The organism is Rathayibacter tritici (genome assembly GCF_001641005.1).
GTDB classification, from domain to species: domain Bacteria; phylum Actinomycetota; class Actinomycetes; order Actinomycetales; family Microbacteriaceae; genus Rathayibacter; species Rathayibacter tritici.
Window position 1 is genome coordinate 2,884,220 of sequence record NZ_CP015515.1, and the last position, 24,127, is coordinate 2,908,346.

Sequence of the window (24,127 nt, forward strand, 5' to 3'; positions counted from 1 at the left end):
ACACATTTTTCCGGAGTTATGAACGCGACGCGGGGTCAGAAGCTCCAGCCGCGCCCGAACAGCTCCTCGCCCGGGGCCCCGCCGCCCGGTCCTGCTCCCCGCGCGCCCAGGTAGGACGACACCACGGCCGCCCCCAGATCCTCCGCCTCCGGGTTCACCACCGAGCCGCCCACCCGCTGGGCGAGCGAATCGATGAACCGGGCGAGGCCGGGGTCCTCGCCCAGCCGGAAGAACGTGGTGTGCGCACCGAGGCGGAGGGAGGCGTCGAGCTCGCGGACCGAGACGGCGACCGTCAGCGGGTCGGGCGGGTAGTCGAAGAACACGCCGCCGTCCGGCTCGAGGTGCGCGGTCGGCTCGCCGTCGGTGACGATCAGCAGGATCGGCTGCGCGTTCGGGTGCTTGCGGAAGTGCCGGTTGGCCAGCAGCAGGGCGTGGTGCAGGTTCGTGCCCTTGTCCCACTCCGCATCCAGGCCCACCAGCTGCTCGACGTCCATCACCTCGGCCCGGCGGCCGAAGGCGACCAGCTGCAGTGCGTCTCCGCGGAACCGGCTGCTGATCAGGGTGTGCAGGGCGAGCGCCGTGCGCTTCATCGGCACCCAGCGGCCGTCCATCGCCATCGAGAACGAGGTGTCGACGAGCAGCGCGACGCAAGCCTGCGTGCGCGCCTCCGTCTCCTGCACCTCGACGTCGCCGATCTCGATGCGCACGCCCGAGCCGACCGGGCGGCCCTCGCCGGCGGTGCGGGTGAGGGCGTTGGTGACGGTGCGAGGGATGTCCCAGGCCTCGGTGTCGCCGAACTCCCACGCGCGCGTCGCTCCGGAGCGCTCCCCTGCCGCGCCCGCACGGCGGACATCGCGCACGCCCTGGCGGCCGGAGACGGTCTCGGCGATGTCGCGCAGGAGCGCCCTGCCGAGCTGACGCATCGCCTTCGGGCTGAGCGCGAGGCGGCCGTCGGAGCCGCGGCGCAGCGTGCCGGAGTCGCGGAGGGCGCGCTCCAGGCGCTTGAGCGTCTGCGCGTCGACGGCAGCGTCCTGGCCCAGGCGCTTCGCGAGCAGGTCGAGGTCGAGATCGTCGAAGGAGGAGCGATCGGACTCCGCGAGCTGGTCGGCGAGGGCGTCGAGGTCGGCCAGCTCCTGGAACACGCCGGTCCCGTCGCCGAGGCCGAGTCCCTGCCCGCCGTCCATCCGCTCCACGCCGCCCCAGTCCTCGCCGGGACGCAGCCCCCGCAGGGTTTCGTCGAGGCGGCCGAGGGACTGCATCAGCTCGGGCGTGCCGAACGCCTGCTGGGCGAGGGCGTCCAGCTCGGCGCGCTGCGCGGCGGTCATCGAGTTGCGCATCCGCTGGGCCGCCGCCGCACGGGCGGCGAGGGCGTCGATCAGCTCGTCGACGGACTCCGGCGATTCGGGGAAGTACTCGCCGTGCTGCGCCATGAAGGCGTCGAACTGCTCGGGAGTGTCCTCGCCGCGGGCGTGCGCCTCGAGCAGCTCGTTGAGGTCGCGGAGCATCGCGTCGATCGCGGCGCGGTCCTCGTCGCTCGCGTTCTCGAGCGCCTGCTTCATCCCCTCGAAGCGCTGATCGAGCATCTCGCGGCCCAGGAGTTCGCGGATCCGCTCGAAGTCGGCGCGCGCCTGCGGGCTCTGCCAGCGGTAGTCGCGCAGCTCCGAAACGGCTGCGGCGGGCGAGGGCGGGAGGCTCTCGAGCTGGATTTCGGCGAGCGCACGGTCGCCGTCGTCCATCTGCGTGTCTCGAGCGAGCTGCTTGCGCTCGGCGAGCACCGCCCTGTCGAGCAGCTCGCGGATCTCACGGAGGGTGCCGTCGAGGTTGTTCTTCTGCGTCAGCTCGCGGCGGCGCTCGGCCACGCGAGCGGCGAGGTCGTCGAGGCCCTCGCGGTCGCGAGTGCCGCGGCGCAGGAACTCGCGGAGGGCGCGCTCGGGTGAGGTCCCGCCCATCACGTCCTCGCCGATCGCGTCGAGAGCCTCCGCGAGGTCGATCGGAGGGGCGAGCGGATCGGGGCCGCCGTCGTACTTCGCGTAGCGCGCGTCGCGCTTCAGCCGCCGGTTGCCGCGCGAGGCATCAGCCATAGACGGCTTCGCCCCCGCCCGTCTCCTTGCTCAGCTTGCGCATGAGGTAGAGGCCCTCGAGGGCGAGCTCGACGGCTCCGGCGCGGCGCCCGTCCCCCACGGCGTCCAGACGCTCGGCGACCTCGTCGTAGACGCGCGCCTCGCCGAGGATCGGCAGGCCGGCCAGAAACTCGCGCGCTGTCACCTGCTCGCCGGTGGTGATCATCGCCCCGTTCTCCACGGCCTCGACCAGCGGGCCGAGGTCGACGCCGCGCAGATGCGCGCGCACGGTCTCGGCGGTCGCCTGGCGGAGGAGGTGATCGAGGATCTCGTCCTCGCGGCCCTCCTCGCCCGACTCGAACTCGATCTTGCCGCCGAGCACGTCGACCGCGGTCTCGAGGTCGATGGGGCGGGCAACCGCCTCCTCCTCGCTGCGGCGGGTGGCCCGGTGGAGGGCGGCCGCGGCGATGGTCTCGGCGCCGGCGATGGCGAAGCGGGCGCTCACTCCGCTGCGCTGATCGACGGAGCTCGACTCGCGCAGGGCCCGGGTGAAGCGGGCGAGGATCTCGATCAGCGCGTCGGGCACGGTCGCGACGAGGTCCGCCTCCTGCCGGATCACGGCGATCTCGTCGATGAGAGCGGTCGGGTAGTGGGTGCGGATCTCGGCGCCGAAGCGGTCCTTCAGCGGAGTGATGATGCGGCCGCGGTTCGTGTAGTCCTCGGGGTTCGCGCTCGCGACGACGAGCACGTCGAGCGGGAGGCGGAGGACGTAGCCGCGGATCTGAATGTCGCGCTCCTCCATCACGTTGAGCATCGCGACCTGGATCCGCTCGGCGAGGTCCGGCAGCTCGTTGATCGCGACGATGCCGCGGTGGCTGCGCGGGATGAGGCCGAAGTGGATGGTCTCGGGGTCGCCCAGGCTGCGGCCCTCGGCCACCTTCATCGGATCGACGTCGCCGATCAGGTCGGCGACGCTGGTGTCCGGGGTGGCCAGCTTCTCGACGTAGCGCTCCTCGCGCGACTTCCACGCGACGGGCAGCTCGTCGCCGAGTTCGACGGCGCGACGCCGACTCACGGTGGTGATCGGCTCGTAGGGGTGCTCACCGAGTTCTGACCCGTCGATGACCGGGGTCCACTCGTCGAGCAGGCCGACGAGGGTGCGCAGGAGGCGGGTCTTGCCCTGACCGCGCTCGCCCAGCAGGACGATGTCGTGGCCGGCGATCACCGCGCGCTCGACCTGCGGGATCACGGTCTCGGCGAAGCCGTGCAGGCCGGGCCAGGGGTCGCGGCCCTCGCGCAGGGCGTCGAGCAGGTTGTCGCGGATCTCGGTGCGGAGGCTCTTCTGCGCGTGCCCGGAGGCACGGAGCTGGCCGAGGGTCTGGGTCATCGGACGCATCACCTCGGCAACGCTACGCCGCAGGTCCGACACGCGGTGGAGGTGCAGCGGATTCGCGGCGTGGGTTGCGCCGACGGCAGCAGCGAGACAGGACGGCAGCAGCGAGACACCGCCGCAGGAGCGGCGTCTCGTCGAGAAGTAGGCGCTGCCCGGCGGCACTCGACCTCGACTGCGAGTCGATCACGACGCAGTTTTGATAGAACGTCGTACCAGTCCGAGTGGTGCGTCACGAAACAGCGGACGACGCGGGGCGCTCAGGGTGCCAGCCGCGGAGCCGCCGCGAGCAGGCGCCGGGTGTACTCCTCCTGCGGCGCCGCGAGGAGTGACGCGGCCGGCCCGGCCTCGACGATCCGGCCCGCGCGCATCACGGCGATGCGGTCGCTCATGTGGGCGATCACTCCAAGATCGTGCGAGATGAGGAGCAGCGCGAGCCCGTGACGGCGCTGTAGCTCGTCGAGCAGGTCGAGGATCTGGGCCTGCACCGAGACGTCGAGGGCCGAGACGGGCTCGTCGCAGATCAGCACGTCGGGGCGGGTCGCCAGCGCGCGTGCAATCGACACGCGCTGGCGCTGACCGCCCGAGAGGGTCCGCGGCGAACGCCGCTCCAGAGCCGGGTCGAGCCCGACGCTCGCGAGCAGCGCGGGCACGGAGGCGGCGCCGGCGTCGCGGAGGAGGCGGCCGACGCTCCAGCGCGGGTCGAACGAGGAGACGCTGTCCTGGTAGATCGCGCCGATCCGCGGGCGGTGGGGCCGGCGGGCGCGCTCCGTGGCCGCCGACCACGGCTGGCCGAACAGCTCGACGTCACCCGCATCCGGTCGCCGCAGCGCCAGGACCAGCCGGGCCACCGTGCTCTTGCCCGACCCGGACTCGCCGACGAGCCCCAGGGTCTCGCCGCGCCGCAACTCCAGGTCGACGCCGTCGACCGCGGCCCTCGCTCCTGCGCCGGGCAGGGGGAAGCGGACGGCGAGACCGCGGGCCGCGACCACCACCTCGCCGGGAGCGTCGGGTGGGAGCACCGGAGCGGTCGGATCGGTGAGTCGCGACCCGCGCGGTCTCCCGGCCGGGACAGCGGCCACGAGCGCCCGCGCCTGGGAGCTGCGGGGCGCGCGCAACACCTCGTCAGCTGTCCCCTCCTCCACCACCCGCCCCTCGGCGAGCACGAGGATGCGGTCGGCGAGGCCCGCGACGACGGCGAGGTCGTGCGAGACCAGCACGAGCGCCCGGCCGCGCGCCTTCTGCTCGGCGAAGAGGTCGAGCACGCGGGCCTGCACGGTGACGTCGAGCGCGGTGGTCGGCTCGTCGGCGACGAGGAGCGGCGGATCGAGGGCCACGGCCGCCGCGAGAAGGGCGCGCTGGCGGAGGCCGCCGGAGAGGTCGCCAGAGCGCTCGCGCATCCGCTCGGCCGGCTCCGGCATGCCGACACTCGTCAGCGCCTCGACGGTGCGCCGGGCGTGCTCGGCCGCTGGCAACCGGCCGTGGAGGCGGAACGCGTCGCCGATCTCGCGGCCGATCGGGCGCAGCGGGTCGAGCGAGAGCAGCGCGTCCTGCGGGACGAAGCCCACGGATCCGCCGCGCAGCCGCCGCAGCGCGCGCTCGCCCGCGCCGACCACCTCGGTGCCGCCGATGTTCACGGAGCCCGACACGGCGCCTCCGCTCAACCCCAGCAGCGCCCGGGCGGTGACGCTCTTGCCCGACCCCGACTCGCCGACGATCGCGACGCACTCCCCCGGCTCCACGCGGAAGGAGACCCCGTGCACCACCTCGACCCCGTCGAAGGCGACCCGCAGGGCCTCGACGACGACCGCGCTCACCGCGCACCCCGCAGGCGCCCGCCGAGCACCGTCGTCGCGATCGTGGTCAGCACGATCGCGAGCCCGGGGAACACGGTCAGCCACCACGCACTCGCAAGGTAGGTACGGCCCGCCGAGAGCATCGCGCCCCACTCCGGCGCGGGCGGCTCGGCCCCCAGGCCCAGGTAGCTGAGGGCCGAGGCCCAGACGATCGCCTGGCCGACGCCGAGAGTCGCCAGCACGGCGAGCGGGCCGAACGTGTTGGGCAGCACGTGCCGGACCAGGATGCGGGTGGGCGAGTGCCCGAGCACGCGCGCGGCCTCGACGTAGCCGGAGTCGCGGATGCCGAGCAGCTGCGTGCGCAGGATGCGGGCGTACCCGGGCGCGGTCGAGAGGCCGACCGCGATCGTCGCGGGGACGACTCCGGGGCCCGTGACCACGATCACCAGCAGCGCGAGCAGCAGCGCCGGGAACGCGAACAGCACCTCCAGGACGCGCCCGATCACGCCGTCGACGAACCGGCCGCCGAACGCGGCGACGACCCCCAGGACCGCCCCGAGCACCAGGCCGATCGCGGTGGCGCTGGCGCCGATCAGGAGGGACGCGCCCGCCCCCGCGAGGAGGCGGCTGAGCACGTCGCGGCCCGACTCGTCGGTGCCGAGCAAGTGCGCGGCACCCGGCGGCGTGAAGGCGTCGCGCGGGGCGATGGCGAGCGGATCGGCGGGGGCGAGCAGCCCGGGCGCGACGGCGGCGAGCAGGAGCAGCACCACGAAGACCGCGGCCAGCACCTCCCCCGGGCGGATGCGCGCGGTGCCCCGGCGTCGCGGGCGGGCGGCTCGCAGCTCGAGCTCGCTCACGCGACCGCCTCCTGCCGGGCCAGGCGCGGATCGATCACCCGCGTCAGCAGATCGGTGGCCAGGGTGACGACGATGTAGGCGAGCGCGGTGACCAGCACCACTCCGGTCACCACCGGCACGTCGCGCACGGTCACCGCCGCGAGCAGCGTCCGGCCGAGCCCCGGTCGCGCGAAGATCGTCTCGACGACCACGGCCCCGCCGATCAGGTAGCCGAAGGCCCAGCCCGAGAGCGAGACCCCCGGCAGCACCGCGTGGCGCAGCGCGTGCCGGAGGCGAACCCCCAGCTCCCCCTCGCCCCGAGCGCGGGCGGCGAGCACGAACGGCGACTCCAGCGCGTCGAGGAGGGAGCGACGCATCACCTGACCGAGGAACCCCGCCAGGGGGATCGCGAGGGTGAGCGTCGGCAGCACCAGCCCGGCGGGGGCGCCGGTGCTGACCGGGGGCAGCCAGCGCAGAGCGGTCGCGAAGACGGCGATCAGCACGGTCGCGAGCCAGAAGTGCGGCAGCGCGGCGGCGGTGAGTTCAAGTCCTGACCCGATCGCGGCGGCGATCCGTCCGCCCCGCGTCGACCAGAGCGCGGTGCCGAGCGCGAGGATCCACGCCGCGGTCAGGGCGAGGACGGCCAGCAGGAGGGTGCCGGGCAGCTGCTCGCCGAGGATCTGGGCGACCGGAGTGCGCAGGGAGTAGGAGGTCCCGAGATCGCCGCGGGCGAGCCGACCCAGCTGCACCAGGTACTGCACGAGCAGGGGCTGGTCGAGGCCGTACTGCTCGCGGACAGCGGCGAGCGCCGCGGGGGACGCCTGCGAGCCCGGGCCGCCGAGGATCGCCTGCGCGGGGTCACCGGGGACGAGGCGGATGAGGAGGAAGACGGCGGTCGCGACGGCCCACAGTACGACGACGGCGCCGCCGAGCCGGAGCAGCACGCGGCGGATCATGCGGGCAGGCGGGTCAGACCCAGGCGTCGGCGAACCAGGGGGTCGACACCGTGTCGAGGGCGACGAGGCCCTGCACGGCCGAGCGGTGCAGGTAGTGGTTCTGCTGGTCGTAGAGCGGCAGGATCCAGTAGCCCTCGAGGACGATCCGCTGCGCCTGCCGGTACAGGTCGGCGCGGGCGGCCTCGTCGGTGGTGGCACTCGCCTGTGCGAGCAGCGAGTCGAGTGCGGGGTCGGCGATCTGCGCGTGATTGGCGAAGTAGCCGCTCGGCGCGGGCGTGATGCCGGAGGAGGAGTAGAGGATCCGCAGCACGTCGGGCCCGACCTTGGTGTACGGCGCGCTCACCAGCTCGTACTCGTTCGCCCCGAGCGCCGTGTACCAGCTGGACAGGTCGAGCAGGCTGATCTGCACGTCGAACCCGAGCACCTTCGCCGACGCCTGGACCTGCTCGAACAGAGACTGCTCGGCCGGGATCGACTGATTGGTGCTGACCGGGAAGCGCAGCGTCAGCGGCTTCCCGTCCTTCTCGCGGACGCCGTCGCCGTTGGAGTCGACCCAGCCGGCCTTCTCGAGCAGGCCCTCGGCGGCGGCGACCTCGGAGTCGGAACCCGCGTCCTTGAAGAGCGACGGGTCGGAGTAGGCGGTCGCCTCGCGGCTGGACAGCGGCGAGTAGGAGCGCTCCGCGGTGCCGAAGAAGAGGGAGTCGATCGCGTCGTTCACCCCGACTCCGCGGACGAACGCCTCCCGAACCGACTCGTCGTCGAACGGCGCCTGGCCGGAGTTGAGCTCGAGGCGGTTGACCGAGCCGGGGCGCGGCGCGTCGAGCTCGACGAGGTCGGAGGCGCCGGTCGCGGCTTTCAGCGTGTCGGGCTGGGCGTTGTCGAGCACGTCGACCTCGCCGGACTGCAACGCCGCGTAGCGGGTGGCGGAGTCGGGGATGAAGCGCCAGGTGATGCTCGCGAGGTGCGCGGGGCCCCTGTGTCCGTTACCCGTCGGGCCCGTCGACGCGTCGTACCCCTCATTGCGGCTGAGGGTCACGTGGTCCTGCTTGACCCACTCCGAGACGGTGAAGGGGCCGGTGCCGATGGGCGCCTCGCAGTTCGCCTGCTCGCCGCGCGCGATACCGGCGGGCGATTCGATCGCCGTCCACGGCTGCGCGAGCGACTCGAGCAGTGCGCTGTCGGGCTCGGTGAGGGTGAACCGGGAGACGGTCGGCGACACCGCCGTGACGGAGGCGACCTTCGCCACGGCGAGATAGCCGGTGGAGGACTTGGTCGCCGGGTCCTGGAGGTGCGCGATGTTCTTGGCGACCGCCTCCGCGTCGAGGGCGGTGCCGTCGGTGAAGGTCACGCCCTCGCGGAGGGTGAAGTCGTAGCTCAGCGCATCGCCGGAGACGGTCCAGGACTCCGCGAGCCACGGCGTGATGGTGCCGTCTGCGTCGCGCGAGACGAGCGACTCGAGCACCTGCGTGGCGAGGAGCGCCTGCGGATAGTTGCCGCCGACGTGCGGGTCGAGGCAGGTGGGCTCGGCGTCTCCCGACGCGTAGGTCAGCGTCCCGCCCTCGACCGGGGTGCCGGAGGCGTCGGGCGCCTCGGCGGTACAGCCGCTGAGCAGGAGCGCGGCGGCCGCGAGCGCGGCGGGGAGGGCGAGGAGGCGGGGACGCAGCTGCATGAGGGCTTTCGGGAAGGGGCCGGGAGTACTCGCGTTTCTTGGACGCGACCCAGGAGACGCTAGCAGGACGCGCAGACCGCGGGCGAGGATCGCGCGGATCTGTGGAGGAGTGCGCAGATCGCGATGCTGGGGAGGGACAGAACGCGCTCGCTGAGGTCCCCGGCGCGCCAAGCGGAAGGGATTCGCGCGCACTCTCCTGCTGTCAACGCATGACGTCCGCCGCGCTCGCGCTCGTCACCTACACGCTCCTCCCCCTGCCCGACGACGGGACGGTCGCCGCCGCCTGCCGCGCCGGAGCGGGGCCGCAGCTGCGCCTGTTCGCCTTCGTCGGCGACATCGCGAAGGAGGGCGGGATCGACGGACCCCGCGCTCTGCTGACGAATCCCGCGTCCGCGCAGGTGCTCCTCAACGTCGCCTTCTTCGTCCCGCTCGGGATGCTCGTCCGGCACCTCCCGCTCCGTGGGCGCCTCATCGCCGGCGTGATCGGCGCCACCGTCGCCGGCTTCGCCGTCTCGCTCCTGATCGAGTTCACGCAGCTCACGGGTGACTGGTTCCTCTTCCCCTGCGCTTACCGGCTGGATCTTTCCCCCTGCACTGGATCTCGATCACGCACGGGGCGCACACCCTCGCGCTCCGACCGCGCCCGCTCACACCGCCGCTCGCAGCCCCTTCACCAGGGAGCGCTGCGCTTCGCGCCCTGCCCGCGTGGGCACGAGCGGGTAGACGTGCAGCTGCCCGACGGCCTCGTGCAGCTCGAACGGCACGCCCGCCGCCGCGGCCCGTTCGGCCAGCACGTGAGCGTCCGGGTTGAGCACGTCGCGCGTGCCGGTGAAGACGGTGACCGGACCGAGGCCCGCCAGGTCGCCGAAGAGAGGACTGACGGCAGGGTCGAGCAGGTCGAGGGAGCCCCGCCAGCGCTCGGCGAGCACGCGACCGCCCGGCGTGCCGAGCCACGGATCGCTCGGCTGCACCTCCGGGATCCGCGGGTTGCTCCAGGACAGGTCGAGCGCCGGCGACACCAGCACCGTCCGGGGCAGTACGACGCCCTCGTCGCGGAGGGCGAGAGCGGTGGAGAGGGCGATCTGGCCGCCCGCGGAGTCGCCCGCGAGGCAGGTCGCGCCGGAGCGGTCCAGGCTCCGCAGCACCAGGGCGCGCACGCCGTCGCGCGCCTCGAGCGCGGTGCCGAAGGGGACGAGCGGGTAGATCGGGAGGGTCACCGCGACCGAGGCCTCCTCGGCGATCCGGGCCGCGAGCCACCAGTGCTGCGGTGCGATCTCGTTGACCCACCCACCGCCGTGGACGTAGACGACGCCTCCGCGAATCGACCGAGGGCGGATCGTGTACACCGGCCAGCCGTCGACCTGCTCCACGTCCACCCGCGCGCTCGGCCGCAGCCGCGGGGGCGGGCCATAGGAGGCGGGGCGCAGCGCCCGCTCGCGGATGCGGCGGCGAGCGCCGTCAGCGGTGGCGAATGTGCGATTCGCGCGGGCGAGCCGGAGCGCGAGCGGGACAAGGGCATCGGGGACGACGAGCGGCATCGCCCGAGCATCGCGCACCGCAGTGCGTGCAGCCTGGGCGATGCCGCCGCGCGGATCAGCGGCGCGCGGCGGAGCGGCCGGCGAAGCGCGTGTAGACCAGCAGGACGATGATCGCTCCGATGATCGAGCCGATGATGCCGGCGGGCTGGAAGAAGCCGTCCATCGGGTCGTGCTGGAAGATCAGGAAGCCGAGGAAGCCGCCGACGAACGAGCCGATGATGCCGAGCACGATCGTCATAGCGATGCTGATGCTCTGCTTCCCGGGGACGATGAGCCGGGCCAGCGCTCCCGCGATGAGTCCGACGACGATGAGGCTGATGATGAGACCGAGCATGGCGGTCGTCCTTCCGTTGGGCGGGCGGGGGCCCGCTAGTCGGTTCCGCGGTTGCGGGACCGGTGGCTACGCAACCACCCCGGAGGAGGCGGCGGTACACCCCTAGGGGTGTCCTCGCGCCGTCGGGCGGTGCGGTAGCGTCCGACCATGACCCGCCGTGCGCCCCTCACCGTCGCGCTGGTCGACGACTACGACATCGTGCTCACCGGCCTCGCGCACATGTTCGACCACTACCGCGATCGGGTGGTCGTCGCCGAGATCGACGCGAACGCCCCCCTCTCGGACCGGATCGACCTCGTCCTCTACGACTCGTTCGCTCAGCCGGAGTCGGACCACCACGAGATCGCGGAGCTGGTGCGCAACGAGCGTGCCGAGCACGTCGTGGTCTACACCTGGAACTTCGCGCCGACCCTCGTCGAGGACGCCCTCGAACAGGGCGTCCACGGGTACCTCTCCAAGACGCTGCCCGCGCGCGAGCTGGTCACCGCGCTGGAGCGGGTGGCGGCGGGCGAGGTCGTTGTCAGCGATCCTCCGCGTCGCGCCGGCTCGGCGCCGGGTCTGGACTGGCCGGGGCGGCACGAGGGCATCACCGATCGGGAGTCGGAGATCCTCGCGCTGATCACGCAGGGCAAGAGCAACGCCGACGTCGCGGCGCTCACCTACCTCAGTCCCAACACGGTGAAGTCCTATATCCGCAGCGTCTACGGCAAGATCGGCGCGACCAGCCGCACGCAGGCCGTCCTCTGGGGCGTGGCCCACGGCTTCACCCCCAACCACCACCGCATCAACCACTGGCTCGGCGGCCCCTAACCCCCTCCCGCGCCCCCTCCCCGCCGCGAGGTGACCAGCGCGGCGAGGCGGTCGAGGAGCATCCGGCGCAGGGGCACGGTCGACCAGCCGTGGTCGGCACCGTCGACCAGGGTGAAGGAGCCGCCGGGCAGCAGGTCCGCGTAGCGGCGGCCGTACTCGGGCGGCACGATCGCGTCCTCCCTGCCGTGCAGCACCTCCGCCGCGCCGGTGAACGCCTCGACGCCCGCGTAGACGTCGATCCCTCCACGCACCTCGTCGAGGAACGCAGTGCCGAGCGCCATGCCGCCGATGTCGACGTAGCCCTGCTCGCGCGCCGGTGCGAGCGGCCGCCCCTCAATCTCGTCCTTCACCGTGATGTCGTCGACGACGACCCCGGCCGGCGACCAGAGCGTGAGCGACGCGATCAGCTCGGGAACGCGGCCCGCGGCCATCGCCGACTCGACCGCTCCGAGGCTGTGCGCGACGACGTGCACGCGTCCATCGCCGTCCGACGCTGCCACGCGGATCATCGCGACGACCTGCTCCACCTCGTCGCCGAGCGTGATGTCGGCGAACTCGCCGTCGCTCACGCCCTGGCCGAGCCGGTCGTAGCTGCGGACGTCGAGCCCGAGGGCCGCCAGCTCGCGGCACGTCTGCACCATCAGCCCAGTGCCGCCGGTCCCGGAGTCGCTGAAGCCGTGCACGACGAGGGCGGCGGGAGCGTCGCGGCGCGCCTCACCGAAGCGCCAGCCGCGGAGGGTGGAGCCGCGGTGGTCGAGGGTGATCGGAGCGGGCACGTCAGTTGCTTCGATCCGCGAAGCCGACGGGGAGGTCGCCGGGGGCGGTGTCGATCACGGACTCGTCGTCCTCGCCCACGTGCTCGAACAGGGTGATGCGGGCGAACTCGGGCACCACGTAGATCGGGTAGGTGGGGCCCGCGTCGCGGTACTCGCGCATCCGGTCGAGGTGGTCGTTCTGGAAGAGGACGGTCTTCGATCCGTCGAGCTCCACCCAGTGCGGGAAGAAGATCGTGCCGTGCAGCACGCGCTCGGCCGGGACGACCGTGACGACGACGCTGGTGCCGGTCGGCTCGTTCCAGGACACCGTGTAGACGCCGAGCGTCAGGGCGACGAGGTCGACTTTCTGGTCCTTCACCCAGCGGCCGCCGACCATGCCGGAGTGGATGCGGTAGTCGATGGTCGTGGCGTTCTTGACGTACATCTCGTACTGCCAGCCGTTGGCGTAGGTGTAGATGAAGCGGTGCCCGACGATGCCGGAGAGGTCTTGCTCGGGGGTCTCGATGCTGCTGGTCATGCAGTAATTTTGCGACAAAACAAGTTTGGCAGCAAGCGCTTACCGATATCGTAAGGGAATGGACACCGGGAGCGTGGCACGGCGGCTGAGCGCCGAGATCGGTCCGTTCCGGCGCACGCTGCTCAGCGCCTCGCGTCGCGACGGCGCCCTGCCCGAGATCCCAGATGCGCAGATCGAGGTTCTCCGCCGACTCGACGAGGACGGCTGGTCGACGCCGACCGCCCTCGGCCGCTCGCTGGGCCTCGCCCGCTCCACGATCAGCAACCTCGTCGCGGCGATGGAGCGCGAGGGCCTGGTCGAGCGCCGGCTGGCGACGGGCGACGGGCGCAGCACCGAGGTCGGCCTCACCGCGCTCGCCCGGGAGCGCCTCGCCGTCTACGACGCCTCCGCCGAGCGCGTGCTCGTCGCCGCCCTGGCCGCCCTGCCCCCCGCCGACCGCGCCGCCCTCGCCGCCGCCCTCCCCGTCCTCGCGCGCCTCCGCCCCCTCCTCGACTCCCCCTGACCCCAGCACCCCTGCTCCCCCGTCCCCCAGCCGCGTGCAGCGATACGGTGTGGCCATGCCCACCGACCGCGCGCCGACCATCCGTGACGTCGCGGTGCGGGCCGGAGTGTCCTATCAGACTGTGTCGCGGGTGCTCAACGACAGCCCGCAGCTGCGGCCGCGGACCCGGGAGCGCGTGCTGGCCGCCATCGACGACCTCGGCTTCCGCCCCAGCGCCGCCGCCCGCGCCCTGGCGACCAGCCGCTCCGGCCTGATCGGGATCCTCGCCGCCGAAAGCCACAGCTTCTACGGCACTGCCACCGCGATGGCCGCGATCCAGCAGGCGGCGCGCGACGCGGGCTACAGGGTGCCGGTGGTCAATGCGGCACCGGACGCGGAGTCGCTGGCCGACGGCCTCGCCCACCTGCAGCGGGAATCGGTGGAGGCGATCGTGGTCCTCGCCCCGCAGGAGCGCGCGTTGGAGGCGATCGAGAGCCTCGCGATCGGCGTTCCCTCTGTTACCCTCGGCGCGACCAGCCGGGGAGCCGACTCCCTGCTGCTCGTCGACCAGGCCGCCGGAGCACGCCTCGCCACCGAGCACCTCGTCGGCCTCGGTCACACCCGCATCGCGCACCTCGCCGGGCCGCAGCACTGGGTGGAGGCGCAGGCGCGGCTGGGCGGCTTCACCACCGCACTGCGCGCGGCCGGTCTCGCACCCGCCGCCGTCACGGAGGGCGACTGGAGCGCCGAGTCCGGCTACCGCGCGGGCCTCCGGCTCCTGGACGGGACACCATTGCCGACCGCGGTGTTCGCCGGGAACGACCAGATGGCGCTCGGACTCCTGCACGCCTGCGGGGAGCGGGGCCTGCGCGTGCCTGAGCACCTCAGCGTGGTCGGGTTCGACGACGTGCCCGAGGCGGCGCACTACCAGCCGCCGCTCACGACGATCCGGCAGGACTTCGCGGAGGTCGGCCGCCGCACCATCGGCGTTGTGCTCGCGGAGCTGCGCGGCGAGGAGCCCGCCGTCGATCAGCCGGTGGCGCCGGTGCTGGTGGAGCGGTCGTCGACGGCAGCACCGCGGGACTGACTCCTCCGCAACCCACCCAGTGGCCCCGCCGACACCGCCCGTGCACCGGCCCCGCCGGCTCCGCCCTCACCCCGCGTGCGGCAGCAGCACCTCCACGCGGCCCTCGCGCACCCGCGTCTCGAACCGCGGCTGCGGCGAGGTGGCCGGCCCGCGCAGTACCTCGCCCGTCTCGAGGGAGAAGACGCTGCCGTGCCAGGGGCACGAGACGCAGACCTCGCCCGAAGGCTCCGCCGAGAGCTCTCCCTCGTCGAGCGGCCCGGAGAGGTGGCTGCAGATGTTCGAGAGCACGTCGATCCGCTCGCCCCGCCGAAAGGCGAGTAGGGGCAGCCCCGCGACCTCCTTCGTCACGGGGGTGCGCTCCGGCAGGTCCGCCAGGGCACCGAGCTCCTGCCAGCCGGAGGGGAAGCGGTGCGGCACGTCCTCGGCGTGGTTCGCTCCCGCCGCCTGCCGGTAGCTGAGATGGCCGCCCAGGTAGCCGCCGCCCGAGACGACGGCGAGCCCGAGCATCCCGAGCACCGTCCCGCTCGTCCTGCGCCCGCGCCGGCGCTGCACCCACGACGCGGCGTACAGGCCCGTCGCAACGACGTTCGCCGCCGAGTGCACGAGTCCGACGCGGGTCTGCTGCTCGTGCAACTCCGACCAGTCGGTGAAGCCGGAGGCGGCAGTCGGCAGGACGCTGACCACGCCGAGGCCGACCAGGGTCCGCGCCGCGCGCTCGTTGCCGGGTAGCAGGTCGAGCACCGCCGCCGACACCCAGGCACCGGTGGGCACGAGGACGAGCAGCGGATGAACGGGGTGGCCGACCGGCACGCCGTGCAGCACGTCCCGCACCGGCTGCGGGCGGACGAGGGCATTGACGGCCTTCCTCACCCGGTCGACGAGCGGATCGAGGACGGCGGCGTTCTCGAGGCGGGTGACGAGTCTCACGAGTCTGATCTCACGCATACCTCACCGCACCGCGTCGCGGCCCGTGGCGGAAGGGGCTTGCGGGAGCCGCGCAGCAGTCGGACGGCGCGTCGTCCTCGCCGCTCGCTTGCCGACCGCGAGGCGTTTCGCCTACGCTGATCCGGGGCATTGTGAACGGTCACATAGTCCGAGCGAGGAGCATGATGGACCAGCGCAGGCCCGCCGACGCGATCACGAGCGGCGCCACCGCCCTCGGCATCGAGTTCGGCTCCACCCGGATCAAGGCGTGCCTGGTCGACGCGGCTGACCCCTCCGTCGTGCTGGCCGTCGGCAGCCACGAGTGGGAGAACCAGTTCGTCGACCGCCGCTGGACCTACTCCCTCGACGCCGTCCACACCGGCCTCCAGGCCGCCTACGCCGACCTCGTCGCCGACGCGCAGAAGCGCCACGGCGCCCAGCTCACCTCGGTCGGAGCGCTCGGCGTCTCAGCGATGATGCACGGCTACCTCCCCTTCGACGCCGACGGCGAGCTCCTCGCTCCCTTCCGCACCTGGCGCAACACCAGCACCGGCCCCGCATCGGCCGAGCTCACCGAGCTGTTCGGAGTCAACATCCCGCTGCGCTGGTCGCTCGCGCACCTGCACCAGGCAGTCCTCGACTCCGAGCCGCACGTCGAGCGGATCGACTTCCTCACCACCCTCGCCGGCTACGTGCACTGGCGCCTCACCGGCGAAAAGGTCCTCGGAGTCGGTGACGCCTCCGGGATGGTCCCGACCGATCCGGTGACCCGCGACTACGACCAGAGCGTGATCGACCGCTACGACGCGCGCGCCGCGGGCGCCGTGAAGCCGCTGCGCGACCTGCTGCCGACCGTGCTCCCCGCGGGCGCCGACGCCGGCTCGCTCACCGCCGAGGGGGCGCTCCTGCTCGACCCCACCGGCTCCCTCCGGCCCGGCGCCCCGGTGTGCCCGCCCGAGGGCGACGCCGGCACCGGCATGGTGGCGACCAACTCCGTCGCCCCGCGCACCGGCAACGTCAGCGCCGGTACCAGCATCTTCGCGATGGTCGTCCTCGAGGGGCCGCTCGGGAGCGTGCACCACGAGCTCGACCTGGTCGCGACTCCGGCCGGCGACCTCGTCGCGATGGTGCACTGCAACAACGGCGCCAGCGAGCTTGCCGGCTGGGTCGGCCTGTTCTCCCGGTTCGCCGCCGCGTCGGGCGGCCCCTCCGACAGCGACGCCGTCTACGGCACCCTCTTCGCCGAGGCGCTGGAGGGCGAGGCCGACGCGGGCGGACTGCTCGCCTACAACCACCTCGCGGGCGAGCCGATCGCCGGGCTGGTCGAGGGCCGTCCGCTGGTCGTGCGCACGCCCGACTCGCGCCTGACCCTCGCCAACTTCATGCGCGCGCAGCTCTACGGCGTGTTCGGCACGCTCGCGCTGGGCATGCGCGTCCTGGCGGGCGAGGGCGTCCGGATCGATGAGATGTTCGCGCACGGAGGCATGTTCCGCACCGCCGGAGTCGCTCAGCGCTTCCTCGCGGGCGCGCTCGACGCTCCCGTGTCGGTCGCCGCGACCGCCTCCGAGGGCGGCCCGTGGGGCATGGCCGTGCTGGCCGCCTACCGCCTGCAGAGCGGAGTCGCGCTCGACGCGTACCTGACCGGCCAGGTCTTCGGCGACTCCGGCTTCGAGACCGTCGCGCCCGACGCCGACGACGTCGCCGGCTTCTCCGCCTACCTCGAGCGCTACCGCGCCGGCCTCACCGTCGAGCAGAGCGCCGTCGAGACCCTCACCGACACCCAGGGAGCATCCGCATGACCACCCTCACCCCCGCCGTCGAGGAGGCGATCGCCCGCGTCCGCGAGGACGTCGCGCGCCTGCACGCCGAGCTCGTCCGCTACGGCCTCGTGATTTGGACCGGCGGCAACATCTCGGGCCGCGTGCCGGGCGCCGATCTGTTCGTGATCAAGCCCAGCGGCGTCTCGTACGACGACCTCGCGCCCTCGAACATGATCCTCTGCGACCTCGACGGGGCCGTCGTCCCGGGCACCCCCGGCAGTGACCGCAGCCCCTCCAGCGACACCGCGGCGCACGCCTACGTCTACCGCGAGATGCCCGAGGTCGGCGGAGTCGTGCACACGCACTCCACCTACGCGACCGCGTGGGCGGCCCGGGCCGAGCCGATTCCCTGCGTGATCACGGCGATGGCAGACGAGTTCGGCGGCGACATCCCGGTCGGCCCGTTCGCGATCATCGGCGACGACTCCATCGGCCGCGGCATCGTCTCGACCCTCGCCGGGCACCGCTCGCGCGCCGTCCTGATGCAGAACCACGGAGTCTTCACCATCGGCAAGGACGCGAAGGATGCCGTGAAGGCGGCCGTTATGGCCGAGGACGTCGCCCGCACCGTGCACCTCGCGCGCCAGGGCGGCGACCTCGTCCCCCTCCCGCAGGAGTCGATCGACGCCCTGTTCGACCGCTACCAGAACGTCTACGGACAAAACCCCACCGGAGCCATCGCATGACGAGCATCATCCCCGACCTTGCCACCCGCACCGTCTGGTTCCTCACCGGAAGCCAGGACCTCTACGGCGAGGACACCCTCCGCCAGGTCGCCGAGCAGTCGCAGGCCGTCGTCGCGCAGCTGAACGAGGCGAGCGCCATCCCGGTGACCATCGAGTGGAAGCCGGTGCTGAAGAGTTCCGACGCCATCCGCCGCACCATGGTCGAGGCGAACTCTGACGACTCCGTGGTGGGCGTCATCACCTGGATGCACACCTTCAGCCCGTCCAAGATGTGGATCCACGGCGTCGACGCGCTCGCCAAGCCGCTGCTGCACTTCCACACCCAGGCGAACGTCGCCCTGCCGTGGCAGGACATCGACTTCGACTTCATGAACCTGAACCAGGCCGCGCACGGCGACCGCGAGCACGGCTACATCCTCAGCCGGATGAGCGTGCCCCGGAAGACCGTCGTCGGCCACGCCAGCGACGCCCGGGTCACGGAGTCCATCGGCATCTGGTCGCGCGCGGCGGCCGGCTGGTCGGCGTCGCAGAGCATGAAGGTCGCCCGCTTCGGCGACAACATGCGCAACGTCGCCGTCACCGAGGGCGATAAGACCGAGGCCGAGATCCGTCTCGGCGTCAGCGTGAACACCTGGGGCGTGAACGAACTCGTCGAGCGGGTGGACGCCGCCTCCTCCGAGCAGATCGACGCGCTCGTCGCGGAGTACGTCGAGAGCTACGACGTCGTGCCGGAGTTGCTTCCCGGCGGTGAGCGCCACGAGTCGCTCCGCTACGGCGCAGCGGTCGAGATCGGCCTGCGCTCGTTCCTGGAGGAGGGCGGCTTCGAGGCGTTCACCGACAGCTTCGAGGACCTGGGCGGGCTGCGTCAGCTTCCCGGCCTCGCCGTGCAGCGTCTGATGGCCGACGGTTACGGCTTCGGCGGAGAGGGCGACTGGAAGACCGCCGTCCTCATCCGCATCGCCGCCGTCATGGGAGCGGGCCTGCCCGGTGGCACCAGCCTGATGGAGGACTACACCTACGACATGACGCCCGGCGAAGAGCTCATCCTCGGCGCGCACATGCTGGAGGTCTCGCCGTCGCTGTCGTCGAAGCGTGCCTCGCTCGAGATCCACCCGCTGGGCATCGGCGGCCGCGAGGATCCGGTGCGCCTGGTCTTCACCGCCGACGCCGGCCCCGCGGTGGTGGTCGCCCTGAGCGACGTGCGCGAGCGCTTCCGCCTGGTCGCGAACGCGGTGCAGAACGTCGAGCCGCCGCAGACGCTGCCGCATCTGCCGGTCGGTCGCGCCGTGTGGCAGCCCGCCCCGGACTTCGGCACCAGCGCCGCGGCGTGGATCACCGCCGGTGCCGCGCACCACACGGTGATGACCACGCAGATTGGCGTGGAGGCGTGGGAGGACTTCGCCCGCATCGCCGGCATCGAGCTGCTCGTGATCGACGAGTCGACCACCTTGCGCGGCTTCGAGGCCGACATCCGCTCGAACGCGGCGTACTACCGGCTGGCGCAGGGGCTGTAGGGGCCGCTCCCCCGACGGTCGGCTCCTGCGGGGGCCGGCCGTCGGTCGTCTCCGAGCCCGGCGCGTTCGCGACCGAAGGAGGAAGCGCGGATCCGCCCTGTTCGGCGCCGGATCGGACGTCCCGGCCTCGAGTGCGGACGGGTTCGCCTGCACAACGAAGGCTGGGAGCCCCGAACGGCGTCCGTGGGCCGGGATTCGGGCTCTCAGCCTTCGTTGTGCAGGCGGGCGGCCGCGGAGCCGCCGCGGAGTCAGTCCCGCGAGGTCGAGAACGCCGCGTCGAAGGCGTCGGCCGGGGGCGTGATCGCGGTGAGCTTCCGCACGAACGCCAGGGCCTCGGGAGCACCGTCCAGGCGGTCCATGCCGGCGTCCTCCCACTCGACGCTGGTCGGGCCCGTGTAGCCGATCGCGTTCAGCGCGCGGAACACCGGCTCCCACGGGACGGCGCCGTGTCCAGTCGAGACGAAGGTCCAGCCGCGGCGCGGGTTGGCCCAGGGCAGATGCGAGCCGAGGACGCCGTTGCGGCCGTCGAGATTCGTCACCGACTCCTTCACGTGCACGTGGAAGATGTGCTCGGCGAAGTCGAGCACGAAGGCGACGCTGTCCAGCTGCTGCCAGACGAAGTGCGACGGGTCGAAGTTGAAGCCGAACGAGGCGCGGTGGCCGATGGCCTCGAGGGTGCGCTTCGCGGTCCAGTAGTCGTAGGCGATCTCGCTCGGGTGCACCTCGAGGGCGTACCGCACGCCGACTTCCTCGAAGACATCCAGAATCGGATTCCAGCGGTCGGCGAAGTCCTGGTAGCCCGCGGCGATCCACTCGTCGGAGGCGGGCGGGAACATCGCGACGCCCTTCCAGATCGACGAGCCGGAGAAGCCGTTGACCTGCGTCACGCCGAGCGCCGCAGCGAAACGCGCGGTGTCCTTCAGGTCCTGGGCGGCGCGCTGCCGGACGCCCTCGGGGTCGCCGTCGCCCCAGACCCGGTCGCTGAGGATGTCGCGGTGGCGCGCGTCGATCGGATCGTCGCACACCGCCTGCCCGGTGAGGTGGTTCGAGATCGCAAAGACCTGGAGGCCGTTCTTCTCCAGGATGTCCTTCCGGCTCTGCACGTACTCCGCGTCGTCCCAGCGCGCCACGTCGATGTGGTCGCCCCAGCAGGCGATCTCGAGGCCGTCATAGCCCCACTCCCCCGCGAGGCGCGCCACCTCCTCGAACGGGAGGTCGGCCCACTGGCCGGTGAACAGGGTGATCGGTCGCGTCATCGCGGTGTCCTCACTCGAGTCGCCGCCCCGGGTTGGCCCTCTGGGTGCCCGAGCGGCTAATTTGAAGTTCCCCGCAACATATCAGGAGCACCCTGACGGAAGGAACGATCATCCGATCGATCGACCGCGCATCGATGCGCGCCGCCACCGCTACCGCCGCCCCGACCTGGGAGGACGGCCTGATCGTCGGCAGCGGCCGCGTCGGCGCCGTCGTGCACGGCCCCGCCGACTCCCTGACCGTCTCGCTCGCGCACGAGCGCTGGTTCCTCCCCGTCAATCCGCGCCCCGACGCCCCCGACCTCGCCAGCGTCCGCGATGAGATGCGGCGCGCCCTGCTCGCCGGCGACTCCGACACCGCCTCCGACCTGCTGGCCCGCGCCGCTCGCGACAGCGGCTACGACGGCTCCCTCATCTGGACCGATCCGCTCGGCCTCTGCGCCACCATCTCGCTGCGCACCCCCGGCGGTGTCGCCTCCGCGATCCGCCGCGTCGATCCGCTCGGCGGCGAGGCCGCGGTGGAGTGGACCGACGAGGACGGCGGCCGCCACGCCGTGCGCCTGCTCGCCCCGCACGGCGGTGAGGGCGTCCGGCTGGCCCTGGAGTCCTCCGCGGACACAGCCCTCACCGTTGAGCTCGCGCTCGGCGCCGGCGAGGCAACCTCCTTCGACACCGGCGTGCCCGACGCGTCCGCCGTGGTCGCGGCGCACGTCGAGGGCGGCGCCTCCGGTCTGCTCACCGCCGACGCGGGCGAGGGCCCGACGGCGGTGCGCGCCGTGACCCGGGCGACGAGCGGAGCGACGTGGCACGTGGTCGGGGACACCGCCGTCTCGGTCGTGCAGCTCACTGCGGACGTGCCGCAGGTGCTGCGGCTGGACGTCGCGCTCGCGGCGGCCCCCGACGCCTCCGCCGACCTCTCGTGGGAGCAGCTGCGCGATCGCCAGCGCAAGGGGCACAGCCGGCTGGTCGGTGCCTCCGCGCTCGACCTCGCCGGCGACTCGGGCGCCGAGCTGACCGAGGACCTGTGGGACTCCGCCCGCTCCGGGGACGCAGGCGCGCGCCGCCGCGTGGTCGAGCTGGCCTGGCTGAGTGGGCGGGCGAACATCGTCGCGTCCACCGGTGAGCTGCCGCCGACGCTGCAGGGCGTCTGGCAGGGCACCTGGCGGCCGGCGTGGTCGGCGGACTACACGCTCAACGGCAACGTGCAGAACGGCGCACTGGCGGGGATGATCCCGACCGGGACACCCGAGCTCGCACTCTCGCTCCTCGAGCTCGTCCTCCCGCACCTGGACGACTACCGCGACAACGCGCGCCTGGTCTTCGGGGCGGAGGGGATGCTGCTGCCGTCGCGGATGTCGACGCACGGCCGCGCCGACCACTTCTCGGAGCACTACCCGCACCTGTTCTGGACCGGCTGCGGCGGCTGGGTGCTGCGCCTCGCGGCCGATGTGGTCGCCGCGACGGGCGACCGGTCGATCGTGGACGACCGGCTGTGGGAGTTCGCCGAGGGCGTGCTGCGGTTCGCCGAGACCGCGACCGTCCTGGTCGACGGGGTGCGGCACATCGTCCCCTCCTACTCCCCCGAGAACACGCCCGGGGGCGAGCGGGTGCCGACGGCGGTCGACGCCACGATGGACGTGGCGGTGCTCCGCGACGCGGCCCGAGCGACCGCGCTGCTCGGCCGCGCCCGCGGTGACGACTCCCTCGACGCTCGCTGGACCCGGGTGCTCGCCGACCTGCCGCCGTACCGCGTGGCCGAGGACGGCACGCTCGCCGAGTGGATCGATCCGCGCTGGGGTGAGGAGATCGCGCACCGGCACGCCTCGCAGCTGTACCCGCTGTGGTACGAGCCCGACGCGGCGGTCGCGGGTGACGAGCGGCTGCGGGCCGCCGCCCTGGCGACGGTGCGGGCGAAGATCGCGTGGCGGGCCGAGGCGCCGACGGCGCCGCCGGGGCGGATGGAGATGGCGTTCGGCCTCGTGCAGGTCGGGGTCGCCGCGGCGGCGCTGGGCGATGCGGAGTCGGCGCTGGTGTGCGTGGAGTGGCTGGCCCTCGAGCACTGGTCGCCGACGCTGACGACCCGGCACGATGCGGGCCGCATCTTCAACCTGGATGCGAGCGGCGGACTGCCGGGCTTGGTCGCGGCGATGCTGCTCGGATCGACCGCGGACTCGCTGACGGTGCTCCCGGCGCTGCCTGCGGCCTGGCCGCGCGGCTCCGTGACCGGGCTGCGCGCTCGGGGCGGTCTGGTCGTGGACCGTCTCGAGTGGGAGCCCGGCCGGGCCGTCGCGACGGTGCGCCGGACCGAAGGAGCGGAGTGGCTCGCGCCGGCGGAGGGGACGCGGGTCGCGTCCGGGCGCCCGGCGCTGCTGCGCGTCGACGGCTCGGCGGTGCCGGAGGGCTACCTGCGGTTCGGCGAGAAGCCGCTGCGGCTCGAACTGGAGTGGCCCGCGGGCTGACCCGCCCACCGCGAGCCCCGCGATGAGGATCGCGCCGGCGGCCGCCGATGGCGCTCGTGCGCGGAAACCTCCCTCCGCGATCGCCGCCCTCAACCGGGGCGACCACGTCTCCCTGGCCCGTCTCCCTGGCCCGTCTCCCCGGTCCGGCATTCAGCGGAGGATCTCGCACTCTCCGGGGGACTGTCAACCGGCCTCCACTCTTCACTCAGCGGCCATACCGTCAGGGACGAGCGCAGCACCGCGAGACCCAGCGGAGCCGTATCCCGGCCGGGTTTCCTGATTGTTCTCTCGGACCCCGACACTCTCGAGAAGAAGGAATTTCCATGATCGACACGACGAACATCGACAGCATCTACGGCTCGAGCGTCTACGGCTCGGACGGCGACAAGATCGGCTCCGTCGAGCAGGTCTACCTCTCGGACGACACGGGAAATCCGGTCTGGGCGACCGTCAAGACCGGCCTTTTCGGCACCTCCGAATCGTTCGTCCCGCTCGAGGGCGCCTCCCTCGACAACGACCGCCTGACTGTCGCCTACGACAAGGCTTTCGTCAAGGACGCCCCGCGCATCGACGCCGACGGTTCGCTCACTGAGGACGAGGAGGCCGAGCTGTACCGCTACTACAACCTCTCCGGCGCCGCCTCTGTCTCCGAAACCGAGAACGTCGACCGCGCAGCGGGCTACGCCGATGCCGCATCCGGTACCGCCGGTGTCGACACGAGCGTCGGCCGCGACACGTCCGGCCCCACGACCGACAACGCCATGACGCGCTCCGAGGAGCAGCTCCACGTCGGCACCGAGCGCGTGGAGGCTGGCCGTGCGCGCCTGCGCAAGCACGTCGTCACCGAGCAGCAGACCGTCACGGTCCCCGTGAGCCATGACGAGGTCCGCGTCGTCCGGGAGCCCATCACCGACGCCACCATCGGCGACGCCACCGCGGGCCCCGACCTCAGCGAGGAGGAGCACGAGGTGGTTCTCGGCGAGGAGCGCGTGGTCACGGCGAAGGAGACCGTCCCGGTCGAGCGCGTGTCGCTCGGCACCGAGACCGTCACCGAGGACCGCCAGGTCACCGAGGACGTCCGCCACGAGGAGATCGAGTTCGAGGACGACGGCGTCACCCCGCGCCGCGGCCGCGACTCGCTCTGATTCGCCTCCGCCGGTAGCAGCAGGCACACTGCCTCCTGCTACCGGCACTCTCCCTCCCCATCAGCAGTCCCAGCGA

Annotated in this window: 20 protein-coding genes and 1 pseudogene; 9 read left to right on the plus strand and 12 right to left on the minus strand. The window is 72.7% G+C overall.

Annotated elements, in window-relative coordinates; translation table 11 throughout:
• Positions 1 to 35: 35 nt before the first annotated feature.
• From A6122_RS13095 to A6122_RS13120, 6 genes are all read right to left on the minus strand, one after another.
• Positions 36 to 2,081 (minus strand): vWA domain-containing protein, encoded by a 2,046-nt coding sequence (locus A6122_RS13095; RefSeq protein ID WP_068255729.1) that lies wholly within the window; start codon positions 2,079 to 2,081, stop codon positions 36 to 38.
• Positions 2,074 to 3,456 carry a MoxR family ATPase gene (locus A6122_RS13100; RefSeq protein WP_068257691.1) on the minus strand — a complete coding sequence of 461 codons (1,383 nt, stop codon included), beginning with the start codon at positions 3,454 to 3,456 and terminating at the stop codon, positions 2,074 to 2,076. The genes A6122_RS13095 and A6122_RS13100 overlap by 8 nt, the downstream gene beginning before the upstream one ends.
• 254 nt (positions 3,457 to 3,710) lie before the next feature.
• On the minus strand, positions 3,711 to 5,267 hold the full coding sequence (locus A6122_RS13105; protein WP_068255731.1) for an ATP-binding cassette domain-containing protein: 1,557 nt from the start codon (positions 5,265 to 5,267) through the stop codon (positions 3,711 to 3,713).
• Positions 5,264 to 6,103, minus strand: coding sequence for an ABC transporter permease (locus A6122_RS13110; protein WP_068255735.1), 840 nt, complete (start codon positions 6,101 to 6,103; stop codon positions 5,264 to 5,266). Before A6122_RS13110 ends, A6122_RS13105 begins: the two co-directional genes overlap by 4 nt.
• Positions 6,100 to 7,038 carry an ABC transporter permease gene (locus tag A6122_RS13115; protein ID WP_068255738.1) on the minus strand — a complete coding sequence of 313 codons (939 nt, stop codon included), beginning with the start codon at positions 7,036 to 7,038 and terminating at the stop codon, positions 6,100 to 6,102. The genes A6122_RS13110 and A6122_RS13115 overlap by 4 nt, the downstream gene beginning before the upstream one ends.
• A 13-nt stretch (positions 7,039 to 7,051) precedes the next feature.
• Positions 7,052 to 8,707: an ABC transporter substrate-binding protein gene (locus A6122_RS13120; RefSeq protein ID WP_068255740.1), complete on the minus strand. Its 1,656-nt coding sequence runs from the start codon at positions 8,705 to 8,707 to the stop codon at positions 7,052 to 7,054.
• Positions 8,708 to 8,916: 209 nt separating this feature from the next.
• Here A6122_RS13120 and A6122_RS17765 point away from each other — a divergent pair.
• Positions 8,917 to 9,240: pseudogene (locus A6122_RS17765) on the plus strand (VanZ family protein); the annotation flags it as partial.
• Between the two features lie 114 nt (positions 9,241 to 9,354).
• Here the strand turns inward: A6122_RS17765 and A6122_RS13130 are convergent.
• On the minus strand, positions 9,355 to 10,245 hold the full coding sequence (locus tag A6122_RS13130; protein ID WP_068255745.1) for an alpha/beta hydrolase fold domain-containing protein: 891 nt from the start codon (positions 10,243 to 10,245) through the stop codon (positions 9,355 to 9,357).
• Positions 10,246 to 10,300: 55 nt separating this feature from the next.
• Complete coding sequence (locus A6122_RS13135; RefSeq protein ID WP_068255747.1) at positions 10,301 to 10,579, minus strand: GlsB/YeaQ/YmgE family stress response membrane protein; 279 nt, start codon at positions 10,577 to 10,579, stop codon at positions 10,301 to 10,303.
• Positions 10,580 to 10,726: 147 nt separating this feature from the next.
• Between A6122_RS13135 and A6122_RS13140 the strand changes: the two genes are divergently transcribed.
• Positions 10,727 to 11,389 carry a response regulator transcription factor gene (locus A6122_RS13140; protein WP_068255748.1) on the plus strand — a complete coding sequence of 221 codons (663 nt, stop codon included), beginning with the start codon at positions 10,727 to 10,729 and terminating at the stop codon, positions 11,387 to 11,389.
• Here the strand turns inward: A6122_RS13140 and A6122_RS13145 are convergent.
• A complete protein-coding gene (locus A6122_RS13145; RefSeq protein ID WP_237358193.1) occupies positions 11,386 to 12,165 on the minus strand; it encodes an alpha/beta hydrolase in 780 nt (259 codons plus the stop codon). The genes A6122_RS13140 and A6122_RS13145 overlap by 4 nt on opposite strands.
• A gap of 1 nt (position 12,166) precedes the next feature.
• A complete protein-coding gene (locus tag A6122_RS13150; RefSeq protein WP_068255754.1) occupies positions 12,167 to 12,682 on the minus strand; it encodes a phenolic acid decarboxylase in 516 nt (171 codons plus the stop codon).
• Positions 12,683 to 12,740: 58 nt separating this feature from the next.
• Here A6122_RS13150 and A6122_RS13155 point away from each other — a divergent pair, with 58 nt between their 5' ends.
• Together A6122_RS13155 and A6122_RS13160 are read left to right on the plus strand one after the other, a co-directional pair.
• Positions 12,741 to 13,184: a MarR family winged helix-turn-helix transcriptional regulator gene (locus A6122_RS13155; RefSeq protein WP_068255756.1), complete on the plus strand. Its 444-nt coding sequence runs from the start codon at positions 12,741 to 12,743 to the stop codon at positions 13,182 to 13,184.
• Between the two features lie 55 nt (positions 13,185 to 13,239).
• Positions 13,240 to 14,250: a LacI family DNA-binding transcriptional regulator gene (locus tag A6122_RS13160; protein WP_068255757.1), complete on the plus strand. Its 1,011-nt coding sequence runs from the start codon at positions 13,240 to 13,242 to the stop codon at positions 14,248 to 14,250.
• Positions 14,251 to 14,316: 66 nt separating this feature from the next.
• Here the strand turns inward: A6122_RS13160 and A6122_RS13165 are convergent, their stop codons facing one another.
• Positions 14,317 to 15,195 carry a Rieske (2Fe-2S) protein gene (locus tag A6122_RS13165; protein ID WP_068255758.1) on the minus strand — a complete coding sequence of 293 codons (879 nt, stop codon included), beginning with the start codon at positions 15,193 to 15,195 and terminating at the stop codon, positions 14,317 to 14,319.
• Between the two features lie 164 nt (positions 15,196 to 15,359).
• On the opposite strand from A6122_RS13165, the gene A6122_RS13170 reads away from it, so the two are divergent.
• Genes A6122_RS13170 through araA form a run of 3 tightly spaced genes read left to right on the plus strand, consistent with a single transcriptional unit; the run spans position 15,360 to position 19,194 of the window.
• Entirely contained in the window at positions 15,360 to 16,973 is a 1,614-nt protein-coding gene (locus A6122_RS13170; protein WP_373408563.1) for a xylulokinase, read from the plus strand.
• A complete protein-coding gene (locus A6122_RS13175) occupies positions 16,970 to 17,680 on the plus strand; it encodes an L-ribulose-5-phosphate 4-epimerase (RefSeq protein ID WP_068255762.1) in 711 nt (236 codons plus the stop codon). The genes A6122_RS13170 and A6122_RS13175 overlap by 4 nt, the downstream gene beginning before the upstream one ends.
• Complete coding sequence (gene araA, locus A6122_RS13180; RefSeq protein WP_068255763.1) at positions 17,677 to 19,194, plus strand: L-arabinose isomerase; 1,518 nt, start codon at positions 17,677 to 17,679, stop codon at positions 19,192 to 19,194. The genes A6122_RS13175 and araA overlap by 4 nt, the downstream gene beginning before the upstream one ends.
• A 248-nt stretch (positions 19,195 to 19,442) precedes the next feature.
• Here araA and A6122_RS13185 read toward each other — a convergent pair whose 3' ends face one another.
• Entirely contained in the window at positions 19,443 to 20,450 is a 1,008-nt protein-coding gene (locus A6122_RS13185; RefSeq protein WP_068255766.1) for a sugar phosphate isomerase/epimerase family protein, read from the minus strand.
• A gap of 134 nt (positions 20,451 to 20,584) precedes the next feature.
• Here A6122_RS13185 and A6122_RS13190 point away from each other — a divergent pair, with 134 nt between their 5' ends.
• Positions 20,585 to 22,906 (plus strand): glycosyl hydrolase family 95 catalytic domain-containing protein, encoded by a 2,322-nt coding sequence (locus tag A6122_RS13190; RefSeq protein WP_068255769.1) that lies wholly within the window; start codon positions 20,585 to 20,587, stop codon positions 22,904 to 22,906.
• 323 nt (positions 22,907 to 23,229) lie between these two features.
• On the plus strand, positions 23,230 to 24,051 hold the full coding sequence (locus tag A6122_RS13195) for a DUF2382 domain-containing protein (RefSeq protein WP_068255772.1): 822 nt from the start codon (positions 23,230 to 23,232) through the stop codon (positions 24,049 to 24,051).
• The last annotated feature ends 76 nt before the right edge of the window (positions 24,052 to 24,127 follow it).